The organism is Sphaerochaeta sp. (assembly GCA_022482495.1).
In the GTDB taxonomy this organism is placed as follows: domain Bacteria; phylum Spirochaetota; class Spirochaetia; order Sphaerochaetales; family Sphaerochaetaceae; genus RUG023.
The window spans coordinates 54,221-75,111 of record JAKVPA010000009.1; the positions used below are offsets into that span (position 1 = coordinate 54,221).

Below are 20,891 nucleotides of genomic sequence, written 5' to 3' on the forward strand. Positions count from 1 at the left end.
CTATACTTACATTGCATCAGGCAGGAATTGTTCGTACCTTGTACAAACTAATGTACACCCTGTTCCCACCCCTGTCAACAAAAAAATACCGCGGAGGTTTTGCATGATTTCCTACAATTATCAGGTACCTGCGCATGAGTTGTTGCTTCCATCCCCCAAAAGCATGGAAGAATCCGGCGGCCTGCTCAAACTGCACCTGGGCAGCGCCTACGCCCTTGATGAATCATTCAGACCCCTCGCTCCCCTATTGGAATCCCAGCTGGGACTGAACGAGGGATGCGAGGATGTGCTGCTTGGCCGCTCACCCGAACCGCTTCCCAAGGAGGCGTATACCCTGAAGGTCACCAAAGAGCAGGTCGTCGCCAAGGCGAGCGACATCCACGGGATGTTCAACGCCATCCAGACGCTCCGCCAACTGTATCTGGCAAATGATGGCCTGATCCCCTGCTGTCGTATCGAGGATGCGCCGGCATTCCCATGGCGTGGGTTCATGCTGGATTGCTCCCGTCACTTTTTCCCGGTGGATGAGATCAAAAAGTTGATCGATGTGGCCGCGATGCATCATCTGAACGTCTTCCACTGGCATCTGACTGACGACCAAGGGTGGCGTTTCCCGGTACAAGGGTATCCCCGGCTGGAGGAGATCGCCAGCAAACGGGTTGACCACGCGTACACCGACGGCCGGACCTATGGTGGCTTCTACAGCGAAGCGGACATCAAGGATGTGGTCCAGTTTGCCGAGGAGCGGATGGTTACCGTCGTGCCGGAGATCGAATGCCCCGGCCACGCGAGCGCGCTGCTCGCCGCCTATCCGGAGCTGGGCTGTTCCGGCGGCCCCTACCATGTGCGTGACCAGTGGGGGATATTCCCCGAGGTGATGTGCCCGGGCGAAGAGAAGGTGTTTGCCTTCATGGAAGCCGCCTTGGACAGCCTGTGCAGGCTGTTCCCCGGCCCATACATCCACATTGGGGGGGATGAGTGCCCCCACACCGCGTGGAAAAGCTGTCCCAAATGCCAGAAACGGATGCGGGAGGAAGGAATCGCCAACGAGGATGAACTGCAGGGCTGGTTCACCACCAAGATCGCCGAAATGGTCCACGCCCGTGGGAAGCGGTGCATCGGTTGGGATGAGGTGTGGGAATTCGCCGCGAAGGACAGCCTTCCGGATGATTTGATCATCATGTCATGGAGAGGCGCCGAAGGAGGCGTTTCCGCGGCAAAGCAGGGACACCAGATCATCATGTGCCCCAATACGGAAGGCGTCTATCTGGATTACCGGCATACCAATGATCCCAACGAGCCGGGAAACCTGGGGGTCTCCACCATCATGCAGACGGCGCGGTTCGATCCCATCAAGGAAGGCGTGGACCGTTCTCTGGTATTGGGAGGACAAGGAAACCTTTGGACGGAGAAAGTGCCGTTCGGAAGGATGGCGGAGTATCTGTTCTACCCTCGTCTCGCTGTCATCGCCGAGCGTCTGTGGCAACCACAGGATCCGGCAGGGCTGCCCGACAAACTCTCCTGGGAAGGGAAGAAGCTGGACAAACTTGGCGTTCTCTCCTACCGGGGCCCGTTGGAATAAACGCCTTTGGACATGAAGAAACCTCCCCGTCATGAGGAGGTTTTTTCATCTTCACGAGCGCTTCTGGTATTTTTCCTGGAGCAGGTGATGTTCTCCATCCCGATAGATCAACAGGTTGAAGCCAACCTTGGTGATCACTTCCCCACCCACCTTGTCAGCGAGTTGGTGGCCGATCGTCTCCGCATCCTCTTTGTGGGATTGGAAACGCACCTTCACCAGTTCCTGCGCCTTCAGCGCCAGATCCAGATGCGCCGCGACACGATCATCAAAGCCGTTCTTCCCTACCATGACCACCGGGGAGAGCGTCTGCCCATAGTTCCGTAAAAACGCGCGAAAATCACTGTCCATAGGCGGAACGCTACTCCTTTTCTCCTGCTTGGTCTAGTCCTGGTACTGCTTAGTCACCAAAAAGCGCTTGACCTTTTTCGTCGAAGTCATCGGAAACGGCTCATCAACTACGGTGACCCGTTCGATCTTCTTGTAACTCTGCAGCTCCTTGTTCACTTCGGAGACAATCTCTTCCATCCGTTTCTGGATGAGCGCCTTGCCATCCTGGGGATGGGCGTCCATCACGCTCTTGGCGTACTTCTGGTCGGGATAGATCAACGCGCGGATTCCTTCGCTCTTCGTCTCCTTGTCGATCAGATACCCGATGACGCAGATCGTGTCGATCTCCTCGTACAGCTGGAAGTGGTCCTCAATCTCCTCGGGGAACACGTTCTTTCCGCCTTCGGTGACGATGATGTTCTTCGCCCGTCCGGTGAGGTAGAGGAATTTGTCCGCCCCGATGTGCCCGACATCTCCGGTATTCAGCCATCCATCATCGGAGAGCACCTCTTTGGTGGCTTCTTCGTTGTGGTAGTAGCCTTGCATGACGTTCGGTCCCTTGATGTAGATCAAGCCGTTGCCATCCTCATCGGGATCGACGATCTTCACCTCTTCCAACGGGAACGAACGTCCCACGCTGGTCAGTACGAAATGGTAGATCGGGTTCAGGTGGGTGATGGGGCTCGCCTCGGTAAGTCCATACCCCTGGACAAAGTCAATACCCAACTCGTTGAACATCCGGAACGTCGACGGGGGAAGAGGTCCTCCACCGCAGATGCAGATGCGGTTCTCCGCAAGTGAAAGCTGGGAGAGCAACGGTTTGAACATCTTCTTGCCGATGTTCTTGCCGAACTGCTTCTTCAACAGTCCGGAGAAGCCCATCATCATGCGGACGACGCCGTAGACGACGATTCCTTTCTTCCGCACGCCTTTCATCAAGGCGGCGATCATCTTGTTGAACAGCATCGGCACGCCGAGGAACATCGTCACGTGCCCTTCCTTCAGTTCCTTCAATACCTGGCTGATGACCAACCGCTTGCCGAAGATACAGGCAGCGCCCACGGAGAACGACTCGACGAACACCGCCAGCATCGTGTAGGCGTGATGGATCGGCAGAATGGCGTAGAACACATCGGTGGAGAAAATGTCCATCTGGGACTGCGCAATGAAACAATCGCTGACCAGGTTCTTGTGGCTGAGCATGACGCCTTTGGGCGTTCCCGTCGTACCGCTGGTGAACAGGATGGCGGCGGTATCCGTCTCCACCGCTTTGGTCCGCGGCAGTTCTTCCGTTTCCTGGCAGTCCAAAAGGAACGGATGATCCGGATCATCCTCCTCCAACGAAACCTTGAACGAGGTATGCTTACCCACGTCGTTGATGCGTTCCCTGTCGACGCACAGACCTTTCAGACCGGCGAAGTCGATCAATTTCTCCATTTCATCATCGTGGAGGGAGTAATCCAATGGAACCACGATGGCCCCACTGTACAGGATCCCCAGGTAGGCGATGGCCCATTCCGGGCTGTTCTTGCCGGTCACCCCGACCCTGTCTCCTTTCACCACGCCTTTGGAAACAAGCCAGTTGCCGAACCGAGAGATTTTTTCCCTGGCTTGGGCATAGGTGAACACTTCCTTCTTTGGGGACATCGCGATGAAACTGTTGTTGTTCGGGTACCGTTTTGTCGTGATGTCAAACAATTCCACCACCGTGGGCCATTCTCCGGTGAAGTCTTTTCCCCGGAACTCATCAAGCCATTTCCAGACTGATCCATCATCGCGCAATTCCATTTCGACAACGCTCCTCTCTGAGATGGTTGTATCGTATCCCCCGTAGGGGAAATATGCAATATTTATATTGACGAAAAGTGTAAGATTGTCATAAAAGTGGCCATCCTTGCCCATTTTCCGTTTTGTGGCTACACTCTTGTCGCTATGGATTTCACCTCATTCGATGAAGTCGTCTCCTACATGGAGAGCTTCACCAACCTGGAAAAACAGGTCGACCACTATACGGTACGCACGTACCGACTTGACCGCATGCGCGCGTTGATGGACCATTTCGGGCACCCCGAGCGCGCCTATCGGAAACTGCACATCGCCGGCAGCAAAGGAAAGGGCTCCACGGCGAGTTATCTGGCCAGTGGATTGGTGGCGCTTGGCTATCGCACCGGACTGTATCTCTCCCCTCATCTGTTTGACTACCGGGAACGGTTCTTGGTGGATGGCGCGTTCGCCGATGACGCGTCGCTGGTGAAAGCGGGAAACATTCTGAAACAGGGAGTCGATGACTTCACCTTCACCGACCAATGGGGCGAGACAAAACCGACGACCTTCGAGTTGTACACCACCTTCGCGTTTCTCCTGTACAAGGAACTGCGCTGTGACTGGGTAGTGTTGGAAACCGGCCTGGGAGGCCGGCTGGACGCAACCAACGTGGTCATCCCCGAAGCGAGCATCCTCTGCCCCATTGAACTGGAGCATACCCGGATCCTGGGAGACACCATCGAGAAGATCGCCATTGAGAAAAGCAAGATCATCAAGGACGGGGTTCCCGCGTTCGTTGGCTTGGAGACGGAGGACGCCATGCGGGTTTTCCAGAACGAAGCGAAAGAACGGAACAGCCGGCTCTACAGTCTGGCCGAAGAATTGAAGGCGATGGAATACCGGACCACGTTCCAAGGAGAACGGGTGCATCTGGTGTGGAACAATGGGATGGAAGATCATCTGACGCTGAAGATGATCGGGGAAGTACAGGCACAGAACGCGGCGCTGGCGCTCCTGACCCTTCGGACCCTTGGGCTGTACGACGCCCAGAAAACCATCCCGGCGTTGGAAGCGAACACGCTTCCCGGACGGTTTGAAAAGATTTCCGACGCGCCCGCCATCTACGTGGATGGGGCCCATACGGTCAATTCACTCCGCGCGCTGGTCCATTCGTATGTCAGTCTGTACCCCGAAGGTGAACGCACCGTCATCTACGGCGCTCTGCTGGACAAGGACCACCGGCATATGTGTTCCTTGCTTCTCTCCGCGTTCACCCACATTCTGATCAGCACCCCGGGCACGTACAAGAAAAGCGACATCAACGCCATCTATGAGGTGTTCATGGCCGATCCCGCGTCCAAGGGCAAGGACATCCGTTTGATCCCGGACAACCGGCAGGCGCTCTCTGAGGCCAAACGGCTGGCGGGACCAGACGGCGCGATCCTCGTCACTGGTTCTTTCTATCTTTCCGGAGCCATCGATCATCTGGTGCGAGGCAAATGATGGAACCGATGCGGCTGTTCATCGGCATCCCCGTTCCTCCGGACGCCGTTTCCCGTATCAGAGACATCCAAGATGACCTGAAGGACCACGTCAGTCGGGGAACGTTCAGCGACGAAGGGAATTTCCATCTCACCTTGGCGTTTCTCGGCGGGACCGACCCCGATCGCGTCCCTTCCCTCATCAAGGCGCTTTCCCCCATCGACGGAACGGAGTTCTCCCTCACCTTCTCCCATTTCGGAACGTTCCGAGGCAAACAGGGGGATGTAGCGTTCATCGCCCCCGATGAGGAACCGGCGCTTCAGTCGCTCAACGACCAAGTGACAAAAGCACTCAAGGGCGCATCATTTCCCTTTGACGACCGGCCGTTCCGCCCACACCTGACGTTGGGAAGAAACGTGCGGTTCTCAGGAGCATACCATCCTTCGTTTTCCCCGATCTCCTTTGGATGCCGCTCATTCCACCTGTACCACTCCCATCGGATTGACGGAAAACTGACCTACACCCCATTGGCCACATTCGTCCTGGCGGGTTGACTTTCCTTTCCTGCATGGTACAGTGAGAGGAAGATGGAATCATACCAACATCTCAACGCCGCTGCCTGGGACTGGGAGTCCCAGCGGGGCAACATATGGACGGAAGGGACGGACGACGCCTCCGTCGAGCGGGCCCGCGCCGGGAATCCCGCCATTTCCCTGACCCCGTTCAAACCGGTACCCATTCCTTGGATTGCGCCGTTTCACGGAGAACAAACGCTTTGCATCGGTTCCGGTGGCGGACAACAGGCCATTCTTCTGTCCGCCTATGGATGTGAGGTCACCGACCTGGACATCTCTTCACGGCAATTGGAGAAAGACAGGGAAATGGCGGAACGCCACCATGTCCCGGTCCGGACGGAACAGGGGGATATGCAGGATCTCTCCCGCTTTGCTGACGGCATGTTCTCCCTGGTGTTCAATCCGACCTCCACCTGTTTCGTCGCCGACGTCACCAAAGTATATCGAGAGACGTTCCGCGTGTTGCGGCACGGAGGCTGCTTCCTCACCTCGGTCACCAACCCGGCGATGTACCTGTTCAACGAAAAACTGATCCCCAAGGGAAAACTCAAAGTCCGTTACACGCTTCCTTACAGTGATTTGAAAAGCTTGTCTCAAAAGGAAATCCACGCCATGCGCGCTCGGCACGATACGTTCGAATTCTCCCATTCGATGAACAGTCTCATTGGAGGATTATGCCGGGCGGGATACGTCATTGAAGATTTTTATACGGATGAAAGCGGGAACCAGACGCTTGACAGCTTCCTCGGAGAATGCTATTTCGGCGTCAAAGCGAGGAAACCATGATCGATCCATTTTCGCGCATGCTGGTCTGTGATCGGAAGGAACCCCTCTGGGCATTCTCCCGGGCACAGAACGCCCTGCTCACCGCCCGGGTCGCGGAAGTGGAGGCGTTCAACACCTATGGCCCAAGAGATCACCGTTTCCTCAACCGGTTGCTTGACCTGGCCCAGGCGGAACAGACGGCAAAGGAGTATGACCGTTCATTGGAAAGCTGCCTTGCGTTCGACCGGTACGCCAAAGGTTCCGGAATGTTGCCCCTCAGGCTGGAGAACATCCATCTGATCATCCAAACCCAACTTGCCAAGGGAGACCTCATCGAAGCGGATGAACTCTCCTCCGCGATTCTCAAGGAAACCCACGGTACCGTACTCGGGCAATGGGGAAGCTTCTGGCGTCTGAAAATCCTCAGTCTTCGCGCTGACATCCTGAAGGAGAAAGGACTTCCTGCGTTGGAACGGAAAACGAGGGAAGACGTTCTCGCCTCTTTTGCCGGAGAATTCGGAACGAACCTGTTTGAAACCCAGATCCTGCGCATGTACCTGGGAGAGTGCGAGGAACGGTTGAAGGCGTGGAACGACGCGCGGGGAGACTATGAATCCGTCTACGCGGCGTTTCAGATCAACGGATGGTTCTCCACCGCGGAGGACAAAATCTCATTGCTGGCCCATTGGCATCGGGTTTTGTACCGGGTGGGAGACACGGAACGAGCCATGGAAACCCGCTTCTGGATCCTGAATATGCTCAAGCGGGCGTTCCCTACCGGGACGCCGCAACGAAAGCAGGTGATCACCTACCTTCGCGATTCCGCGCGGGATGAGCGTGAGACACCAGAGCCTTCCCTTTCTTCCCATCCCAGACCGTCCATCCGCTGGTGACCGCGCCGGTGGGACAGACCGCCTTACACCGTCCGCACCGGATGCACAGGCTCTGGTTGGGATTTTTGTAGACGGACAAATCCATCGGGCACGCTTTTGTGCAAGCGTCGCAGTGGATGCAGGTCTTCTCATCCACCCGATAACGATACACACTGATACGGTTGAACTGTCCGTAGATCGCCCCCAGCGGGCAGAGATACCGGCAGAATGGCCGGTAGACAAACACGGAAAGCGCCGCGACGACGATCAGGATGGAAAGCTTCCAATGATACAGGAATCCCAATGACGAACGGAGCGCGGAATTGGCGAGAGGAAGCGGGATGCCAGCTTCAAGCGTCCCCTGCGGACACACGTACTTACAGAACCACGTCGTTCCCAGTCCGAACGCGTCCACAGCGAACAGCGGCAACAGGATGACGAAGATGATGAGGAGCAGATACTTCAGCCAGACAAGAATCTTGTCCCCGGGAAGTTTCTTCCATTTTTTGCCAAGGGGAATCCGATGGAGCGCTTCCTGCACCAACCCGAAGGGGCAAAGCCACCCACAAACCAGACGCCCCAGAGCCGCGCCGAAGAGAAACAGCCAGCCTACGGCATACACGATGCCGCTTTTCGTCGCCAGTGAGGACTGGAGAGACCCCAGCGGACAGGCTCCCAGCGCGCCGGGACAGGAATAGCAGTTCAGACCAGGGACGCAGAAGGATTTGAGCGGGCCGTCATACACCCTGCCCTGACGGAAGCCGGCAAGGTATCCGTTGGAAAGCGCGCTCCAGAGAATCTGCACGATGGTTCGTTTCTCAGCCAAGGCCGACACACTCCAGACAGATCACGCTGGCTTTCTGCCAGACGGCGTCCATACCACCCAGATGGGCGCCGACGAACAGCATCACGACGGCAAGCGCCACGATGCCATACCCTATCCCCCGCTTCATGTCGTCTTCTCCAGCAACGCGATGATGTCACGTTCCATCGATGCCTTGTCCTGGTACCCGATGATCGGACCGGCGATGACCTTCCCCGTCCCGTCCACGTAGAACTTGGTGGGGACTCCCTGCAGGGAGCCGACGGCGTTCATCACGGACGTTTCAGGCTGCAACGTCACTTCCTCAAGACCCGTCTGCTTGAGAATACGCTGGGCCAAGGAGACCTGTCCCATCAAGAGTTTTCCATTACGCGCCAGCACATCGGTGACGACACCAACCACCTGGAGATCGGGATACGCCCTCTGGAGTTCGGCGATGGAAGGCATCTCCTCCCGGCAGTACCCGCAGTAGGTGGCCCATACCGTCACCATGGTCAGTTTCCGGTTGGCGAACAAAGACTGGTCAACGGCCCGTCCGGAAAGATCATGGCCGGAAAACGAGGTGAAATCAGCGCCGAACACGGGAACGACGGACAACAGGAAGACAAGCAACAGTGACAGGACAACGGAACGGGTGCGCATGGATAATCCCTCCATATCGCACTGTAGCGTATGGATTTCCCTACCGTCAACCACAAACGGTTGTCCGGCGCAAACAACGCTTTTCAGCCCCGATAGTACTTTTTCATGATGGTCTGCCAGGTACAGGGTTCCGCAGCGGAGAAATAGCGCATGCGGAGCACGTTGAGATTACTCGGGCATTTCTGGGAAAAAAGGTTCCATTTTTCCCGGAGTTTCCCGCTGTCCATCCCATGTGGAATATAGATGCCATTGATCCTGCACGCTTCGTCAAAATATGCCCGAAACGTGGTATTCGCGGTTGCGTCCGGAACTATTTTTTCGTGGGAATCCATGCCATGCCTGCCTGCGCTGTATTTGGGGTTCGTTCAGCCCCGACGAAAAAGCAGTCTAGCATGATTTATGAGGGGAGTCAAGGTTTCATCAGACTTGGAAAGATCATAACTTTTTGTATTGAAATAAATAAACAATCATCACTCATTTCTCGTATTTTCTCACTACACCGACAACCACACCAGAGATGGAGAGCTCTTCCTCCCTGAGGATGGGAATGTCACGGTAGGCTGGATTCTCCGCGTGGAGCACCGCCATTCCCCCACGCAAACGAAGCCGTTTGATGACGAACGCGCCATCATAGACGGCAAGCACGATGTCCCCGTCTTTGGCGCGGATCTGCCGGTCCACCACCAAAATGTCGCCATCGATGATATGGGCGCCATTCATCGAATCGCCACTGCAGCGGACGCACAGCGTGCTGGTCTTGTGCCGCACCAGATACTCCTGCAGGTTGATGGACTCCTCACTTTGGTCCGCCGCGGGAGAAGGAAAGCCACAGGGGATGATGTCTTGGATGAACGGAATCGTTTCCATGGCTCCATCGTAGCATAATGGTAACATTTGTAAAGTACTTCTTGACGAATCCTTCCCTTTTCGCTCATCATGGAATCATGTGGTACGGACTGTGTGACTGCAACAGTTTCTACGCTTCCTGTGAACGGCTGTTCCGTCCCGATCTGCTCGGCAAGCCGGTGGCGGTGCTCTCAAACAACGACGGATGCATCGTCGCGTTGACCCGTGAGGCGAAACAGGCGGGATTGAAACGGGGGGACGCGCTGTTCAAGGTGAAGGATGTGGTGGACCGTGGCGGCGTGACGGTCTTCTCCAGCAATTATCCGCTGTACCAAAGCATTTCCGACTGCGTCATGGCGGCATTGAAGGAATTGGTGGGATCGGTACAGCAGTACTCCATCGATGAATCGTTTTTCACCGTGGAAGAAGCGGACCAGGCATGGTGCGACCAGCTGAGGAAGACGATGGTCCAGTGGACCGGCATGCCGGTGGCCATCGCCGTCGCCCGGACCAAAACGCTGGCAAAAGCTGGGGAAGAAGCGTGCAAACACACCACCGGCGCCCTGTTCGTTCCTCCCGAGATGGAAGCGGAACTTCTCAAGAAGACGGCCATTTCCGACGTGTGGGGCATCGGGTGGCGCTCCGGCCCGGCCCTGGTCAAATCAGGCGTGGCGACGGCGTGGGATCTCGTCCAGAAGGATGAACTGTGGATACGACGCAGACTATCCATCACCGGGCTGAAGACCGTCATGGAACTGCGCGGAATGGATGTCATCTCCCTGGAAGAGCCACAGCGGCAATCCATCTGCAGCGGCATCTCGTTCGGCAAACCGATCGACACCCTTGCCGGGCTCCGTCAAGCGGCAGCGCGGCACTGCATGAGTCTGGCGGAAAAACTGCACCAACATCATCTGATGACCACGGAGATCACGGTAAGCGCGTTCACCGACCGGTTTCGGGAAGACTTCATCTGTCCCATCGGAACGATGCGGCTCAGGCAGGCAACCTCCTACGCCCCGGATCTGATCAAAGCGAGCGCGGCGATTCTTCGGGAAATCTATCGTCCCGGCAGGTACAAAGGCTGTCGTGTCTGGGCGAACGGGCTGGTACGCCCCTCCGACCGGCAGTTGGAACTGGACGAAACGGACCAGGATATCCAGCGGCACGAAAAGCGGGATCGGATGCAGGAGACCGTCGAGGAAATCCACGCGCGATACGGCAGGATGTCCCTGGTGCCGGGGGCCACCGGATTGCAAAGCAAAGCGGCGCTGATGCAACAAGGACGTCTTTCCCCCCGCTACACCACCGACATCACCCAGCTTCCCGTGGCGAACGCCAACCGGATCGCCAAGCTGTTCTCATCCGATGGTTGACACGTCACTGGCAAGTTTTTGCAGATACTGGAGGCAGAGCGCCAACCCACGATCCAACGAGGCCAGCTCGACATACTCCTCCCGGGTATGGGCGCCCTTCCCTTCGATCAACCCGAAGCAAACCGAAGGGATCCCCAACGAAAGCGGAATGTTGCAGTCAGTCGAACCGGAGACGGCGTCCACATGGGGAATGCCTTGGGCTTTCATGCAGTCCGACGCCAGCCGAACCATCTCGTCACGACCGGGGATCACCGCTTTTCCACACGGTCTGCTTCCCACTTCCTCCACCGTCACATCCACCCCGTCCTTTTGGGCATCTTCAATGGTTCCCTCAAGCAACCGCCCCATCTTGGACAGCCATTGCTCATGAATGGAACGGTACTCATAGGTGAACGAACAATCCTGGGCGATGGAATTGACGCTGGTGCCTCCGGTGATCGTCCCGACATTGTACGTCGCGGCTCCTTTGGGCGCGATCTGCGTACGGTACAGGGACGCGATCATCTCCGCCGCCTGGGCGATGGCGTTGGGATTTCCAAAGTCAGCGTACGAATGGCCTCCCTGGGAATGGAAGGACAGGCGGTATCTGCGGGATCCGACGGCGCGGGTCACCACGTGCCCAATGTATCCGTCAAAGCTGGTGAAGCTGCGGATCCGCCCGGCGTACGTTTCACAAACGGCGCGCACCCCTTTGAGATTCCCCAGCCCCTCCTCTCCGGAGTTGGCGACGAACAACATGGAATGGGCTGGCTTGACGTTCTGTCTCCGCAGTTCCCTCAGGCTGAGCAGCATCAAGGTGAGATTGGCCGTATCATCCCCCACACCGGGGCAATACAACCGTCCTTCTTCCCACTTCTGGGGCAACATGTCCTCATCAGGGAACACCACATCGGTGTGCGCCGCGACTACGTCGAACGAGGGTCCATCCCCATAGGGAATGATGACGTTCAGCGCCTGGTCGATCTGGGAATCAATTCCCGCTCCGGACAGCCAATTATGGATGAACTGCGCCCGTTGCTCCTCATGACCGGATGGGGAGGGAATATGCGAAAGCGTGGCAAGCAGATCCAACGTTTCCTGTTTCATGCGCCCAGTATACGACATTGTCGTTGGTTGTGGGCAAAATCTTTCAGCATGGCGCACAATTGGGTGAACAACGGATAGCAGGAACGGTATTGTTCCGTAGCCCCAGGATCAGGAAGGAACACTTGGTAGCCGGAAGCATCCGACGGTTCGGGGCGTTCATCGAACCGCTGAACCAGGGAGACCAACGCTCTGGCCGCTTCATACTGGCTCTCCGGAAACCGGTGGACAGGAACTCCAAGCGCGTTGGCCACCACCTGGCACCAGGCGTCACTCCTCGCGCCTCCCCCGATGACGGACACGTACGACGGATGGAGCGCCAGATGCTCCATCGCCATACGCAGGGAGAACGCCACACCTTCCAGGAACGCCAACGCGACGATGGCGCCGGTCGCCTCTCCGTCCAGACCGACGACGGAGGCGCGGATGTCGGGGTCACAGACCGGAAACCGCTCCCCGTTGAGATACGGAACGGCGAACACGCCTTTGGCGCAGGCGGGTTGGTTTCGCTGAAGCAATTGTTCCGCTTCCGCATAGTCCATTCTGGTCAGTTCCAACGCTTTCGCGTAGACATTCGCCGCGTTGAAGAACGGCACGACCCTGATGAACGCGCTGCCCGAGGCGTCCACCAGATGGAACACCCCGTCGGAGGGATGAACCTCATGGGTGATGGTCGCCACCCATCCGGTGGTTCCCAGATTGATGTTGACGTCCCCTTCCTCCACCAGACCGGCGGCATAGGTCGTCGCCCCGCAATCCCCGATACCGGCATATACCGGTACCCCGACGGGCACGCCAAACGAACCGTTGGTCACCGTTGCGATGACCTCACCCGGCGCGCGGAGGGCGGGCAATATCCGGGAAGGAAAAAACAGATCTTTCCTCCACGTCCGGGAGGAAGTGTCATACAGGACTGGTGGTGCACGCCGTGGTGGTGTCGCACACCACCTTTCCCGTCAACGCAAGCAACACATAATCCTTGGCGCCGAACAGAACTTTGTCCGTCGTTTTCCAGATTTCTGGTTTGTTCTCCTTCACCCAAAGCATTTTCGCCGCCGGAGAAGAAGCGTCCCCGAACGATTCCAAACGTCGGGCCTGGTCCTCGGCTCGAGTGTCATGGTACAGGATGGCATCCATCACCGCCCGGCCTGTTTTGTCCACCAAAATCAGATCCTGCATCTGGGAAGCGCAGATCACCCCGTCAACGGGACGGCCCTGGATCATGTTCGCCAGCGTCCGGAACGCGGCGATCCAATCCTGGGGATGCTGCTCCCCCTTGTGGGTAGCCACATCCACCGTCCCACGGGAGACGATTTTTCCCTGTTGGTCAACCAACACGCCTTTGACGGAGGTCGAACCGAAATCCAACGAAAAGAACATCACTCCTCCTTCGGACCCAGCCGTTTCTGGGCGATGATGGCGATGATGATGATGCATCCGGTCAGGACGTCCTGCACCCAGGAGGGAATCTGCAGAATGGTCAGCCCGTTGGCGATGACCCCGAGGATCGCCGCGCCGACGAACGTCCCCCACACGTTGGGGACTCCTTCCTCACTGACCGTCCGGCCAAGGAACACGGTGGCGTACGCCTTGAGAAAATAGGCGTCTCCCGCCGAGGGACTCGCCGAACCAAGCCGGCTTGCCAGGAGCATCCCCCCCAGGGCGGCGAATACCGAAGAGAGGGAGAACGCCAGACAAGTCCCCCGTTTGACTCCCAACCCGCACATCCAGGCAGCGGTACGGTTGCCGCCGATGGCGTATAGTTCCCTCCCTGCCACCATCCGGCTGAGGAAGTACCAGACCACCACGCAGAGCGCCAGCATGATCAGGCTGAGCAGGGGGATCCGCGCCGAGCCGAAGGTCATCGTCCCCATCGTGGTGAACGCCTTGGGAAGATCATGAAAGATCGTGGCGCCGTCACTGATGGCGAACGTCACGCCACCCAACAGCGTACCGGTAGCCAGCGTGGTGATGAACGAAAGGATCCCAAAGTGGGTCACCAGAAACCCGTTGGCCAGACCAAACAGCGCCGACGCGCCCAGTGTCAGCAAAAACGCCGCGAAAAGCGGCATGCCAGATCGGGCAAGCAACGCGTACAGGATGCCGGCGAACGAAGCGACGGCCCCGATGGAAAGGTCGAACTCGTCCACCACCATCACCACGGTAGCGCCAAGAGCGATGATCACCAGCAGGGATATCTGCCGTGAGACGGACAACAGATTGCCCATCGTCATGAACGCCCTCGGCTGGAGGATGGAAAAGGTGACCATCACCACGCCAAGGACCACTACGGTACCATATCGTTTCAATACGTCGCTCATTCCGTTCTCTCCCCTTGATAACAGACCGAAAGTACATCCTGCGCACAGAGATGATCATTTTCCAGCACATCCATGATCCGTCCTTGGGAAAGGACGGCAATACGATCACATCCTTCCAAAAGTTCCCGCACATCGCTGGAGACCATCAGAATGGCATCCCCGTCCAACGAGCGGGAACGAAGCACCTGATGGATCTGCCTGCGGGTCACCACGTCGATGGCGATGGTCGGCTCATCGCACAACCATACCCGCGCCCCCTGCAGGAGCGCGCGGCAGACGATCACCTTCTGCTGGTTTCCTCCGGAGAGTTTCCACATTTTCTCCCACGGTCCCTCGCATACCACGGAAAGGGAATCGAGCAACGTGGTGACGTCCCGTTCCGCCCGGTGAAGATCCAACCCCCGCGGCCGGGCGAATGCCCTCAAACTGGTCATGATCACATTGGCCGTCAACGACATGCGGGGAAACATCCCTTTGACCTTGCGGTCCTCGCAGATCAACGCCATTCCCCGCCGGATACTCTCCTGAGGGGAATGCTTTCCCATCCGTTTTCCCTGCAACTGGATCTCACCGCCACAAATCGGGCGGGCTCCATAGATTGCCTCCAACAGTTCGCTTCTCCCACTGCCAGCAAGGCCGAACAGGCCAAGAATCTCCCCATGACGAACCTGCAGCGACACATCCTTCACCCTGCTGCCGGGGACGGAAAGATGAGACACGGACAACGCCACCTCTCCGATCTGGCTCTCGGCGTGTTCCAGGACATGGACATCTTGGGAATCGGACATCAGGGAGATCAAGCGGTCTTTGGTGGCCTCTTCGTTCGCCAATGTGGCAACCAGACGGCCGGAGCGCAACACACTCACCGTATCGGCGATGACCGGCAGTTCCTCAAGCCGATGACTGACGTACAGGATCGCCACCCCGTTCTTGCGCATCGCGCGGATCATCCCGAACAGGATATCCGTCTCACGGTCGGTCAACGCGGCCGTCACCTCGTCCAAAATGACGATTCTTGCCCGTTGCATCTGCATCCGGGTGAGGAGCACCAGCGTCTGGTCGATCGGACTGAGGCGGGATACCGGTACGGAAAGATTCAACGAAACGCCGATGGATTCCATCGCTTCCGTTGCCTGCCGGTCCATCTCACCGACATTCATCCGGCCAAACGAATGGGGAACAGGAACCCCAAGAAACAGGTTTTCCCGGACGCTGAGCGTCGGTACCAGCGTCCGGTCCTGATGGATCACGGCGACCCCTTCCGCCCTGCTCTCCTCCACGCTGAGCCGTTGATAGAGATGATCAGGGAAACGGATCGTCCCTGAATCCGGGTGGTATACACCGGAGAGCAGTTTGATCATGGTGGATTTCCCTGACCCGTTTTCTCCGACGATGGCATGCACCTTCCCACGCTCAAACGAGAGGGAAAGGTCCGTCAAGGCGTTCGTCGGACCGAACGCCTTGGACAGATGGGAAAGCGCGACGGCAACCGCCATTTATTTGGTATGCAGGTTGCCGGCGACATACACTTCGCTCATCGGGCCGGGTTTCCCTTGGGAGAGCGCGTATACCGTATCCACCACCTTTTGGGCCATACCGGAGAAATCCTGCCCCAAGGTAGCCTTCAGCGGAGTGCCCTGGGCGATCAGATCCAGCGCCTGACTGGTTCCGTCGACCCCGGTGATCAGAATCTCATCCCGCCCGGCGGCCATCGCGGCCTGGGTGGCGCCGATAGCCGGCTCATCCCAGCCGCAGAACACTGCCGTGATGCTTCCCTTCTCGGGATACGCCGCAAGCAGGTTCTCCATGATCTGGCGGGAATTCTCAATGGCGTTGGGAACCGGCACGTGCTGCTCGGTGAGCATCGTGATGCCGGGATACTGCTTGATCAGATCATCAAACGCCTCGCTGCGCTTTACGACCCCCGGATGGGGCCGGTGGGAAAGCGAAACGACTGTCCCTTTGTCTCCCATCAGATCATGGAACAGATACGTGGCGACCTGCTTGCCCATGGCGTAGTTGTCGCTGGTGGCGTTCAGGGTCATTCCATCGACAAACCCGCTGTCACATCCCAATACCGGCACTCCGGCAGCGATGGCGTCCTTGATCTGAGGCAACGCCAGATTGGGATCTGCGCTGACGATCACAATGGCCAACGGCCGGGTCGCCGTCGCGTCCTCGATCCTGCTGCCGAACGCTCCGAAATCCGAAGCGGTGTCGATCACGCTGGAAGGAATCCCTTTGGCTTTCAATCCCGCCTGGATGTCATCACACATCGCCTTGGTGGTCACCGAAGACAAGTACGGGGTGATGATCATCACCTGATTGTTCTTCGTCTCCGCGTTGCCCTGGGCGAACAAGAGCCCTCCCATCACCAGCAACCCTGCCAGCATCAATCCAATAAATCGCCTCATCTTCTGTTCCTCCTCACCTGGTTATGCTTTGGTACAAGCGCGCGCCGCCGCCTGTTTCATCGAACGCACATATTCCGCTACGAACGGGACGCTGTCCCGACCGTGCTCCGCTACAATCCTGACGATCGCCGAGCCAACGATCACGCCGTCGGAGAACGAGGCCATGTGTTCCGCCTGCTCTGGCGTGCTGACCCCGAACCCGATGGCACAGGGGATGTCCCGGTTCCGTTTCACTTCCCGCACCATATCGGCCACCGCGTCGCTGATCGTCGTCCTGACACCGGTGACACCGAGGGAAGAGACGCAGTAGACGAACCCCTCCGCTTCCTTGGCGATACGCGCGATCCGCTCCTGGGAGGTGGGCGCGATCATGCTGACCAACTTCACCTCATGGCGGGCGCAGATGTCCTGCATCTCGTCTTTTTCTTCAAACGGCTCATCCGGGATGATCAGGCCATCCACACCGCTTTCCTGGCACAAGGAGACGAACTTGTCCTTTCCATAGACAAAGACAGGATTCAGGTACGTCATGACGACCAGCGGGATGCGAACCGTTTTTCGGAGCCGCCGCACCATGGGGAACAATGCATCACAGGTGAAGCCGCCCTTCAACGCTCTTCCGTCGGCGGCCTGGATCACCGGGCCTTCGGCGATGGGATCGGAAAACGGGATACCCAACTCGACGAGATCCGCTCCCGCCTGTTCCATCGCCACCACGAGTTTTTCCGTTGTCTCGATATCCGGATCCCCACAGGTGACGAACCCGATGAACGCCTTTCCATGGCGGAACGCCTCAGCAATCCTATTCATACAGCGCCTCCCCGCGATACCGGGCGATGGCGGCGACATCCTTGTCACCCCTGCCGGAAAGATTGACCACGATGATCTTCCCCTTGCCCATGACCGGCGCCAGTTTGGTGGCATACGCCACGGCGTGAGCGCTCTCGATGGCGGGAATGATCCCCTCCGTCCGGGAAAGCAGCTCGAACGCGTCCACCGCCTCATCATCCGTGATGGGCACATACTCCGCCCTTCCGATGTCCCTGAGATAGGCATGTTCCGGCCCGATGCCCGGATAATCAAGACCAGCGGAGATTGAATAGACCGGCGCGATCTGCCCGTATTTGTCCTGACAGAAGTAGCTCTTCATCCCATGGAACACACCAAGCGTCCCGGTGGCCATGGTGGCTGCCGTCTCCTTGGTATCCACACCCCTGCCCGCAGCCTCACAGCCGATCAACCGGACAGAGGTATCGGGGATGAAATCATAGAAGATACCCATGGCGTTCGAGCCTCCGCCGACACAGGCAAGGATGGCATCAGGCAGACGCCCTTCCTTCTGGAGGATCTGTTGTTTCACCTCTTTTCCGATGACCGATTGGAAATCCCGCACCATGGTGGGGAACGGATGAGGGCCCATCACCGAGCCAAGCACGTAGTGGGTATCCTTGATACGGCTGGTCCATTCCCGCATCGTCTCATTGACGGCATCCTTCAGCGTCATCGTCCCGCTTTCCACCGGATGGACTTTGGCGCCGAGCAGTTTCATGCGGTAGACGTTCAGCGCCTGCCGTTCGGTATCCACCTTTCCCATGTAGATCTCGCATTCAAGGCCCATCAGGGCGGCGACCGTCGCCGTAGCGACGCCATGCTGCCCCGCCCCGGTCTCTGCGATGACCCGGGTCTTCCCCATCCGTTTGGCCAACAGGCACTGCCCGAGCACGTTGTTGATCTTGTGCGCGCCGGTATGGTTGAGATCCTCACGTTTCAGATAGATGGTCGCCCCACCAAGCTTTTCCGTAAGCCGTTCCGCTTTGTACAGCAGAGACGGCCGGTTTGCGTATTCCCTGAGCAGGCGGGACAGCTCCTCTTGGAACTCGGGGTCGTCCTTGTACTTGGTATACGCTTGATCAAGCTCGGTGACCGCGGGCATCAACGTCTCAGGGATGTACTGCCCGCCATATTGTCCGAATCTTCCGATATGCATGCATGCCTTCCTGTTTCTTTTTATAAGAACACAGAAAAGCATAGCATGTTTCTTCAAAGAGAATCAATCACTCCTAGGAATTTTTGTTCGTTTTTTTCACTTCCCCGTCAACCCACCGTCTCCCGGGCGTCCAGAATGGAGGAATTCTCCGCCGATTCCAGCCAGAGATACTCCAGCGGCTGCATGGTGAACCCCCATCCCGGGCTGACTACTTTGGAGGTGAACAGGTCGCGATACATACCGGTGAAGAAGGAAAAACGCACTTTCTGGGGCGCGTCGGAGAAATTGGACAGGCAGAGCAGTACTTTCCCACCCTTCACTCTCCGGATGGCCAGCACGTGGTCATTCTGGGCGTCCCACGTGGAGACCGTCGCGTCCGGGGCGAAATATCCGGTGGAGCCTCGTTTCAACGCGATGTCGGATAGCGCGGAGAACACTCTGCCCACCACGGTTCGCCGATCGTTGCGAGAAGCGGCTTTGTCCCAGTCGAACGGCGCCTGCAACAATGTTCTGGCATCCCCATCGGGGGAAGAGAGATCATTCAGCTGGGCGATCTCATCCCCGCTCTGCAGGGATGGCACGCCTTTCAGGGAGAACAGTGTCGTCCCAAGCAACAGCAACCGCTGGATCGCCCGGGCCAGTGCCACTCCCTGCCCTTCCGCCAAGGCCGCTTCGATGCCGCAGAGGCTGGCCGGCGTGCCGCAGACCGATGCCGTACGCGCGACGGGATCATACCCGTACAGCCGGCCTCGGGCGTAACTGCCGGGGAACGTCCCTTCAAAAAACTGGTACAGAAATACCTGATGCTTCGCGGGATCCAGACCGATCGCCATCAGGTCCTGGGCGTTGATATGCCACGAGATGGGATCAGAGCCCCCAAGGGACGCGGTAAACACGCAGTGAGACGGTAATGACAGCAAGTCTTCCGTCCTCCATCGAAGCACCCGGGCATCCTGGCTGGCCAGGGCGGAGAACAGGTTCGCCGCCAGATCCTTGTCGTCCATCACATGGCATTCCGGTTTGGAACGGGTTCCGAAATAGGTGGACATCGCCAAACCGGACTCTCCGCTGAGCACGACGGAAGGCGCGACGCTCTCCAACGCCAACCGGATGATTCTCAGGAGGGTATGCACCCGAGGAAGATCTCTGCACAACGTCCCCGGTTCCTTCCACAGGTACGGCAGTCCGATCAAATGGAAGCCGGTGACTCCCAGATTGGCCCATCGGCACATCATGAAGATCATTTCATTAAGCACGACGGGATTGTGGTACGAAAGATCCCAACCGCCCGGACCCGCTGAGGAGAATATCCAACCACCCAGCTCCTCGTCATGGTGGTACACGCCATCGGCCATCGCCATGGCCTTCCTTGTTTCGGCGTCATCGGCGATGACATACCGCTGACGGAATTCCGCGTTGCCACGACGGGCAAGCGCCGCCCAGGCATGGGTGGACGAGGTGGCGTTCATCGGAAGTTCCAGACGGATGTCAACCTGCCGGGCCAGAAACTTTGCGCACAGGCGCTGGAGATCGGCCTTTGTTCCCAGCTGAGGATCCAGTTCGTCAAAATCCTCCACCAACCCACCATGGTTTCGGAATGGGACCGCCAGCCGGAGACTGGTCGCGCCGACCTCCTTCAGATAGGGGATTTTCTCCTGCATGGTCGCGAGATCCCCTGCGAAACGTCTGACATGCACCTTCACTTCCAAGGAGTTCTCGGAGAGATACCATCCGGGATGGGCCTCCCGTGCATCATCCAGGTGCCTGAGATCCAATGGACGTTCCCGTGCGTATCCGGCCAACGTGTTCTCCAGCTGGTCAAGATACCAGCGATTATCTCCGTACAGTTCCTTGTACAGCCATTCCAACTCATCCTTGCGGGCGGCAAAACGTGCTTCGTATCCTGACATAGTCCCTCCATCTATCACCATAGATGCAAAATGCCGAACGCGCAATGTTTCTTGTGCAAACTTCCCTTCGTTTCACTCTTCCACGCCCCAAAGGAACGGCGTATGATACGGGAAAGGAGGTTGGC

General features: G+C 57.7%; 20 protein-coding genes. 6 read left to right on the forward strand and 14 right to left on the reverse strand.

What is annotated here, in order from left to right:
• Positions 1-103 precede the first annotated feature (103 nt).
• Positions 104-1,582, forward strand: a complete 1,479-nt coding sequence (locus LKE28_09890) for a beta-N-acetylhexosaminidase (protein ID MCH3908521.1) — start codon at positions 104-106, stop codon at positions 1,580-1,582.
• A gap of 51 nt (positions 1,583-1,633) precedes the next feature.
• Here the strand turns inward: LKE28_09890 and LKE28_09895 are convergent, their stop codons facing one another.
• Both LKE28_09895 and LKE28_09900 read right to left on the reverse strand, forming a co-directional pair.
• Complete coding sequence (locus LKE28_09895) at positions 1,634-1,930, reverse strand: YhbY family RNA-binding protein (protein MCH3908522.1); 297 nt, start codon at positions 1,928-1,930, stop codon at positions 1,634-1,636.
• A gap of 33 nt (positions 1,931-1,963) precedes the next feature.
• Entirely contained in the window at positions 1,964-3,697 is a 1,734-nt protein-coding gene (locus LKE28_09900) for an acyl--CoA ligase (GenBank protein ID MCH3908523.1), read from the reverse strand.
• 144 nt (positions 3,698-3,841) lie between these two features.
• Between LKE28_09900 and LKE28_09905 the strand changes: the two genes are divergently transcribed.
• From LKE28_09905 to LKE28_09920, 4 genes are read left to right on the forward strand one after another with little or no spacing between them, the layout of a single operon-like run.
• A complete protein-coding gene (locus LKE28_09905; GenBank protein ID MCH3908524.1) occupies positions 3,842-5,176 on the forward strand; it encodes a bifunctional folylpolyglutamate synthase/dihydrofolate synthase in 1,335 nt (444 codons plus the stop codon).
• Complete coding sequence (gene thpR / locus LKE28_09910; protein ID MCH3908525.1) at positions 5,173-5,709, forward strand: RNA 2',3'-cyclic phosphodiesterase; 537 nt, start codon at positions 5,173-5,175, stop codon at positions 5,707-5,709. Before LKE28_09905 ends, thpR begins: the two co-directional genes overlap by 4 nt.
• Before the next feature lie 33 nt (positions 5,710-5,742).
• Positions 5,743-6,516: a class I SAM-dependent methyltransferase gene (locus LKE28_09915; GenBank protein MCH3908526.1), complete on the forward strand. Its 774-nt coding sequence runs from the start codon at positions 5,743-5,745 to the stop codon at positions 6,514-6,516.
• A complete protein-coding gene (locus tag LKE28_09920) occupies positions 6,513-7,388 on the forward strand; it encodes a hypothetical protein (protein MCH3908527.1) in 876 nt (291 codons plus the stop codon). The genes LKE28_09915 and LKE28_09920 overlap by 4 nt, the downstream gene beginning before the upstream one ends.
• Here LKE28_09920 and LKE28_09925 read toward each other — a convergent pair.
• The 3 genes from LKE28_09925 to umuD form a co-directional block, all read right to left on the reverse strand.
• Positions 7,300-8,193, reverse strand: a complete 894-nt coding sequence (locus tag LKE28_09925; GenBank protein MCH3908528.1) for a 4Fe-4S binding protein — start codon at positions 8,191-8,193, stop codon at positions 7,300-7,302. The two genes, LKE28_09920 and LKE28_09925, sit on opposite strands and share 89 nt — an antisense overlap.
• A 123-nt stretch (positions 8,194-8,316) precedes the next feature.
• Positions 8,317-8,847 (reverse strand): TlpA family protein disulfide reductase, encoded by a 531-nt coding sequence (locus LKE28_09930; protein ID MCH3908529.1) that lies wholly within the window; start codon positions 8,845-8,847, stop codon positions 8,317-8,319.
• 459 nt (positions 8,848-9,306) lie between these two features.
• Positions 9,307-9,699 carry a translesion error-prone DNA polymerase V autoproteolytic subunit gene (umuD, locus tag LKE28_09935; GenBank protein ID MCH3908530.1) on the reverse strand — a complete coding sequence of 131 codons (393 nt, stop codon included), beginning with the start codon at positions 9,697-9,699 and terminating at the stop codon, positions 9,307-9,309.
• Positions 9,700-9,776: 77 nt separating this feature from the next.
• Between umuD and LKE28_09940 the strand changes: the two genes are divergently transcribed.
• Positions 9,777-11,051, forward strand: a complete 1,275-nt coding sequence (locus tag LKE28_09940) for a Y-family DNA polymerase (protein ID MCH3908531.1) — start codon at positions 9,777-9,779, stop codon at positions 11,049-11,051.
• Here the strand turns inward: LKE28_09940 and LKE28_09945 are convergent.
• From LKE28_09945 to LKE28_09985, 9 genes are all read right to left on the reverse strand, one after another.
• Positions 11,037-12,137, reverse strand: coding sequence for a M20/M25/M40 family metallo-hydrolase (locus LKE28_09945; protein ID MCH3908532.1), 1,101 nt, complete (start codon positions 12,135-12,137; stop codon positions 11,037-11,039). The two genes, LKE28_09940 and LKE28_09945, sit on opposite strands and share 15 nt — an antisense overlap.
• A complete protein-coding gene (locus tag LKE28_09950; protein ID MCH3908533.1) occupies positions 12,134-12,988 on the reverse strand; it encodes a hypothetical protein in 855 nt (284 codons plus the stop codon). Before LKE28_09950 ends, LKE28_09945 begins: the two co-directional genes overlap by 4 nt.
• Before the next feature lie 49 nt (positions 12,989-13,037).
• Positions 13,038-13,514, reverse strand: coding sequence for a hypothetical protein (locus LKE28_09955; GenBank protein MCH3908534.1), 477 nt, complete (start codon positions 13,512-13,514; stop codon positions 13,038-13,040).
• Positions 13,514-14,455: an ABC transporter permease gene (locus LKE28_09960; protein MCH3908535.1), complete on the reverse strand. Its 942-nt coding sequence runs from the start codon at positions 14,453-14,455 to the stop codon at positions 13,514-13,516. Before LKE28_09960 ends, LKE28_09955 begins: the two co-directional genes overlap by 1 nt.
• A complete protein-coding gene (locus LKE28_09965; protein ID MCH3908536.1) occupies positions 14,452-15,951 on the reverse strand; it encodes a sugar ABC transporter ATP-binding protein in 1,500 nt (499 codons plus the stop codon). Before LKE28_09965 ends, LKE28_09960 begins: the two co-directional genes overlap by 4 nt.
• Positions 15,952-16,869, reverse strand: coding sequence for a substrate-binding domain-containing protein (locus LKE28_09970; protein MCH3908537.1), 918 nt, complete (start codon positions 16,867-16,869; stop codon positions 15,952-15,954).
• Positions 16,870-16,890: 21 nt separating this feature from the next.
• The gene (trpA, locus tag LKE28_09975; protein MCH3908538.1) at positions 16,891-17,679 is read right to left on the reverse strand and encodes a tryptophan synthase subunit alpha; all 789 of its coding nucleotides are present in this window, start codon (positions 17,677-17,679) and stop codon (positions 16,891-16,893) included.
• Positions 17,672-18,856 (reverse strand): tryptophan synthase subunit beta, encoded by a 1,185-nt coding sequence (gene trpB / locus LKE28_09980; protein ID MCH3908539.1) that lies wholly within the window; start codon positions 18,854-18,856, stop codon positions 17,672-17,674. Before trpB ends, trpA begins: the two co-directional genes overlap by 8 nt.
• A 107-nt stretch (positions 18,857-18,963) precedes the next feature.
• Positions 18,964-20,766, reverse strand: coding sequence for an alpha-amylase family glycosyl hydrolase (locus LKE28_09985; GenBank protein MCH3908540.1), 1,803 nt, complete (start codon positions 20,764-20,766; stop codon positions 18,964-18,966).
• Between the last annotated feature and the right edge of the window lie 125 nt (positions 20,767-20,891).

What these genes read in the sequence shown, in the direction of transcription:
- LKE28_09890 (MCH3908521.1), top strand. Translation starts at nt 104, where the DNA reads ATGATTTCCTACAATTATCAGGTACCTGCGCATGAGTTGTTGCTTCCA.
- LKE28_09895 (MCH3908522.1), bottom strand. Translation starts at nt 1,930, where the DNA reads ATGGACAGTGATTTTCGCGCGTTTTTACGGAACTATGGGCAGACGCTC.
- LKE28_09900 (MCH3908523.1), bottom strand. Translation starts at nt 3,697, where the DNA reads ATGGAATTGCGCGATGATGGATCAGTCTGGAAATGGCTTGATGAGTTC.
- LKE28_09905 (MCH3908524.1), top strand. Translation starts at nt 3,842, where the DNA reads ATGGATTTCACCTCATTCGATGAAGTCGTCTCCTACATGGAGAGCTTC.
- thpR (MCH3908525.1), top strand. Translation starts at nt 5,173, where the DNA reads ATGATGGAACCGATGCGGCTGTTCATCGGCATCCCCGTTCCTCCGGAC.
- LKE28_09915 (MCH3908526.1), top strand. Translation starts at nt 5,743, where the DNA reads ATGGAATCATACCAACATCTCAACGCCGCTGCCTGGGACTGGGAGTCC.
- LKE28_09920 (MCH3908527.1), top strand. Translation starts at nt 6,513, where the DNA reads ATGATCGATCCATTTTCGCGCATGCTGGTCTGTGATCGGAAGGAACCC.
- LKE28_09930 (MCH3908529.1), bottom strand. Translation starts at nt 8,847, where the DNA reads ATGGAGGGATTATCCATGCGCACCCGTTCCGTTGTCCTGTCACTGTTG.
- umuD (MCH3908530.1), bottom strand. Translation starts at nt 9,699, where the DNA reads ATGGAAACGATTCCGTTCATCCAAGACATCATCCCCTGTGGCTTTCCT.
- LKE28_09940 (MCH3908531.1), top strand. Translation starts at nt 9,777, where the DNA reads ATGTGGTACGGACTGTGTGACTGCAACAGTTTCTACGCTTCCTGTGAA.
- LKE28_09945 (MCH3908532.1), bottom strand. Translation starts at nt 12,137, where the DNA reads ATGAAACAGGAAACGTTGGATCTGCTTGCCACGCTTTCGCATATTCCC.
- LKE28_09955 (MCH3908534.1), bottom strand. Translation starts at nt 13,514, where the DNA reads ATGTTCTTTTCGTTGGATTTCGGTTCGACCTCCGTCAAAGGCGTGTTG.
- LKE28_09960 (MCH3908535.1), bottom strand. Translation starts at nt 14,455, where the DNA reads ATGAGCGACGTATTGAAACGATATGGTACCGTAGTGGTCCTTGGCGTG.
- LKE28_09965 (MCH3908536.1), bottom strand. Translation starts at nt 15,951, where the DNA reads ATGGCGGTTGCCGTCGCGCTTTCCCATCTGTCCAAGGCGTTCGGTCCG.
- LKE28_09970 (MCH3908537.1), bottom strand. Translation starts at nt 16,869, where the DNA reads ATGAGGCGATTTATTGGATTGATGCTGGCAGGGTTGCTGGTGATGGGA.
- trpA (MCH3908538.1), bottom strand. Translation starts at nt 17,679, where the DNA reads ATGAATAGGATTGCTGAGGCGTTCCGCCATGGAAAGGCGTTCATCGGG.
- trpB (MCH3908539.1), bottom strand. Translation starts at nt 18,856, where the DNA reads ATGCATATCGGAAGATTCGGACAATATGGCGGGCAGTACATCCCTGAG.
- LKE28_09985 (MCH3908540.1), bottom strand. Translation starts at nt 20,766, where the DNA reads ATGTCAGGATACGAAGCACGTTTTGCCGCCCGCAAGGATGAGTTGGAA.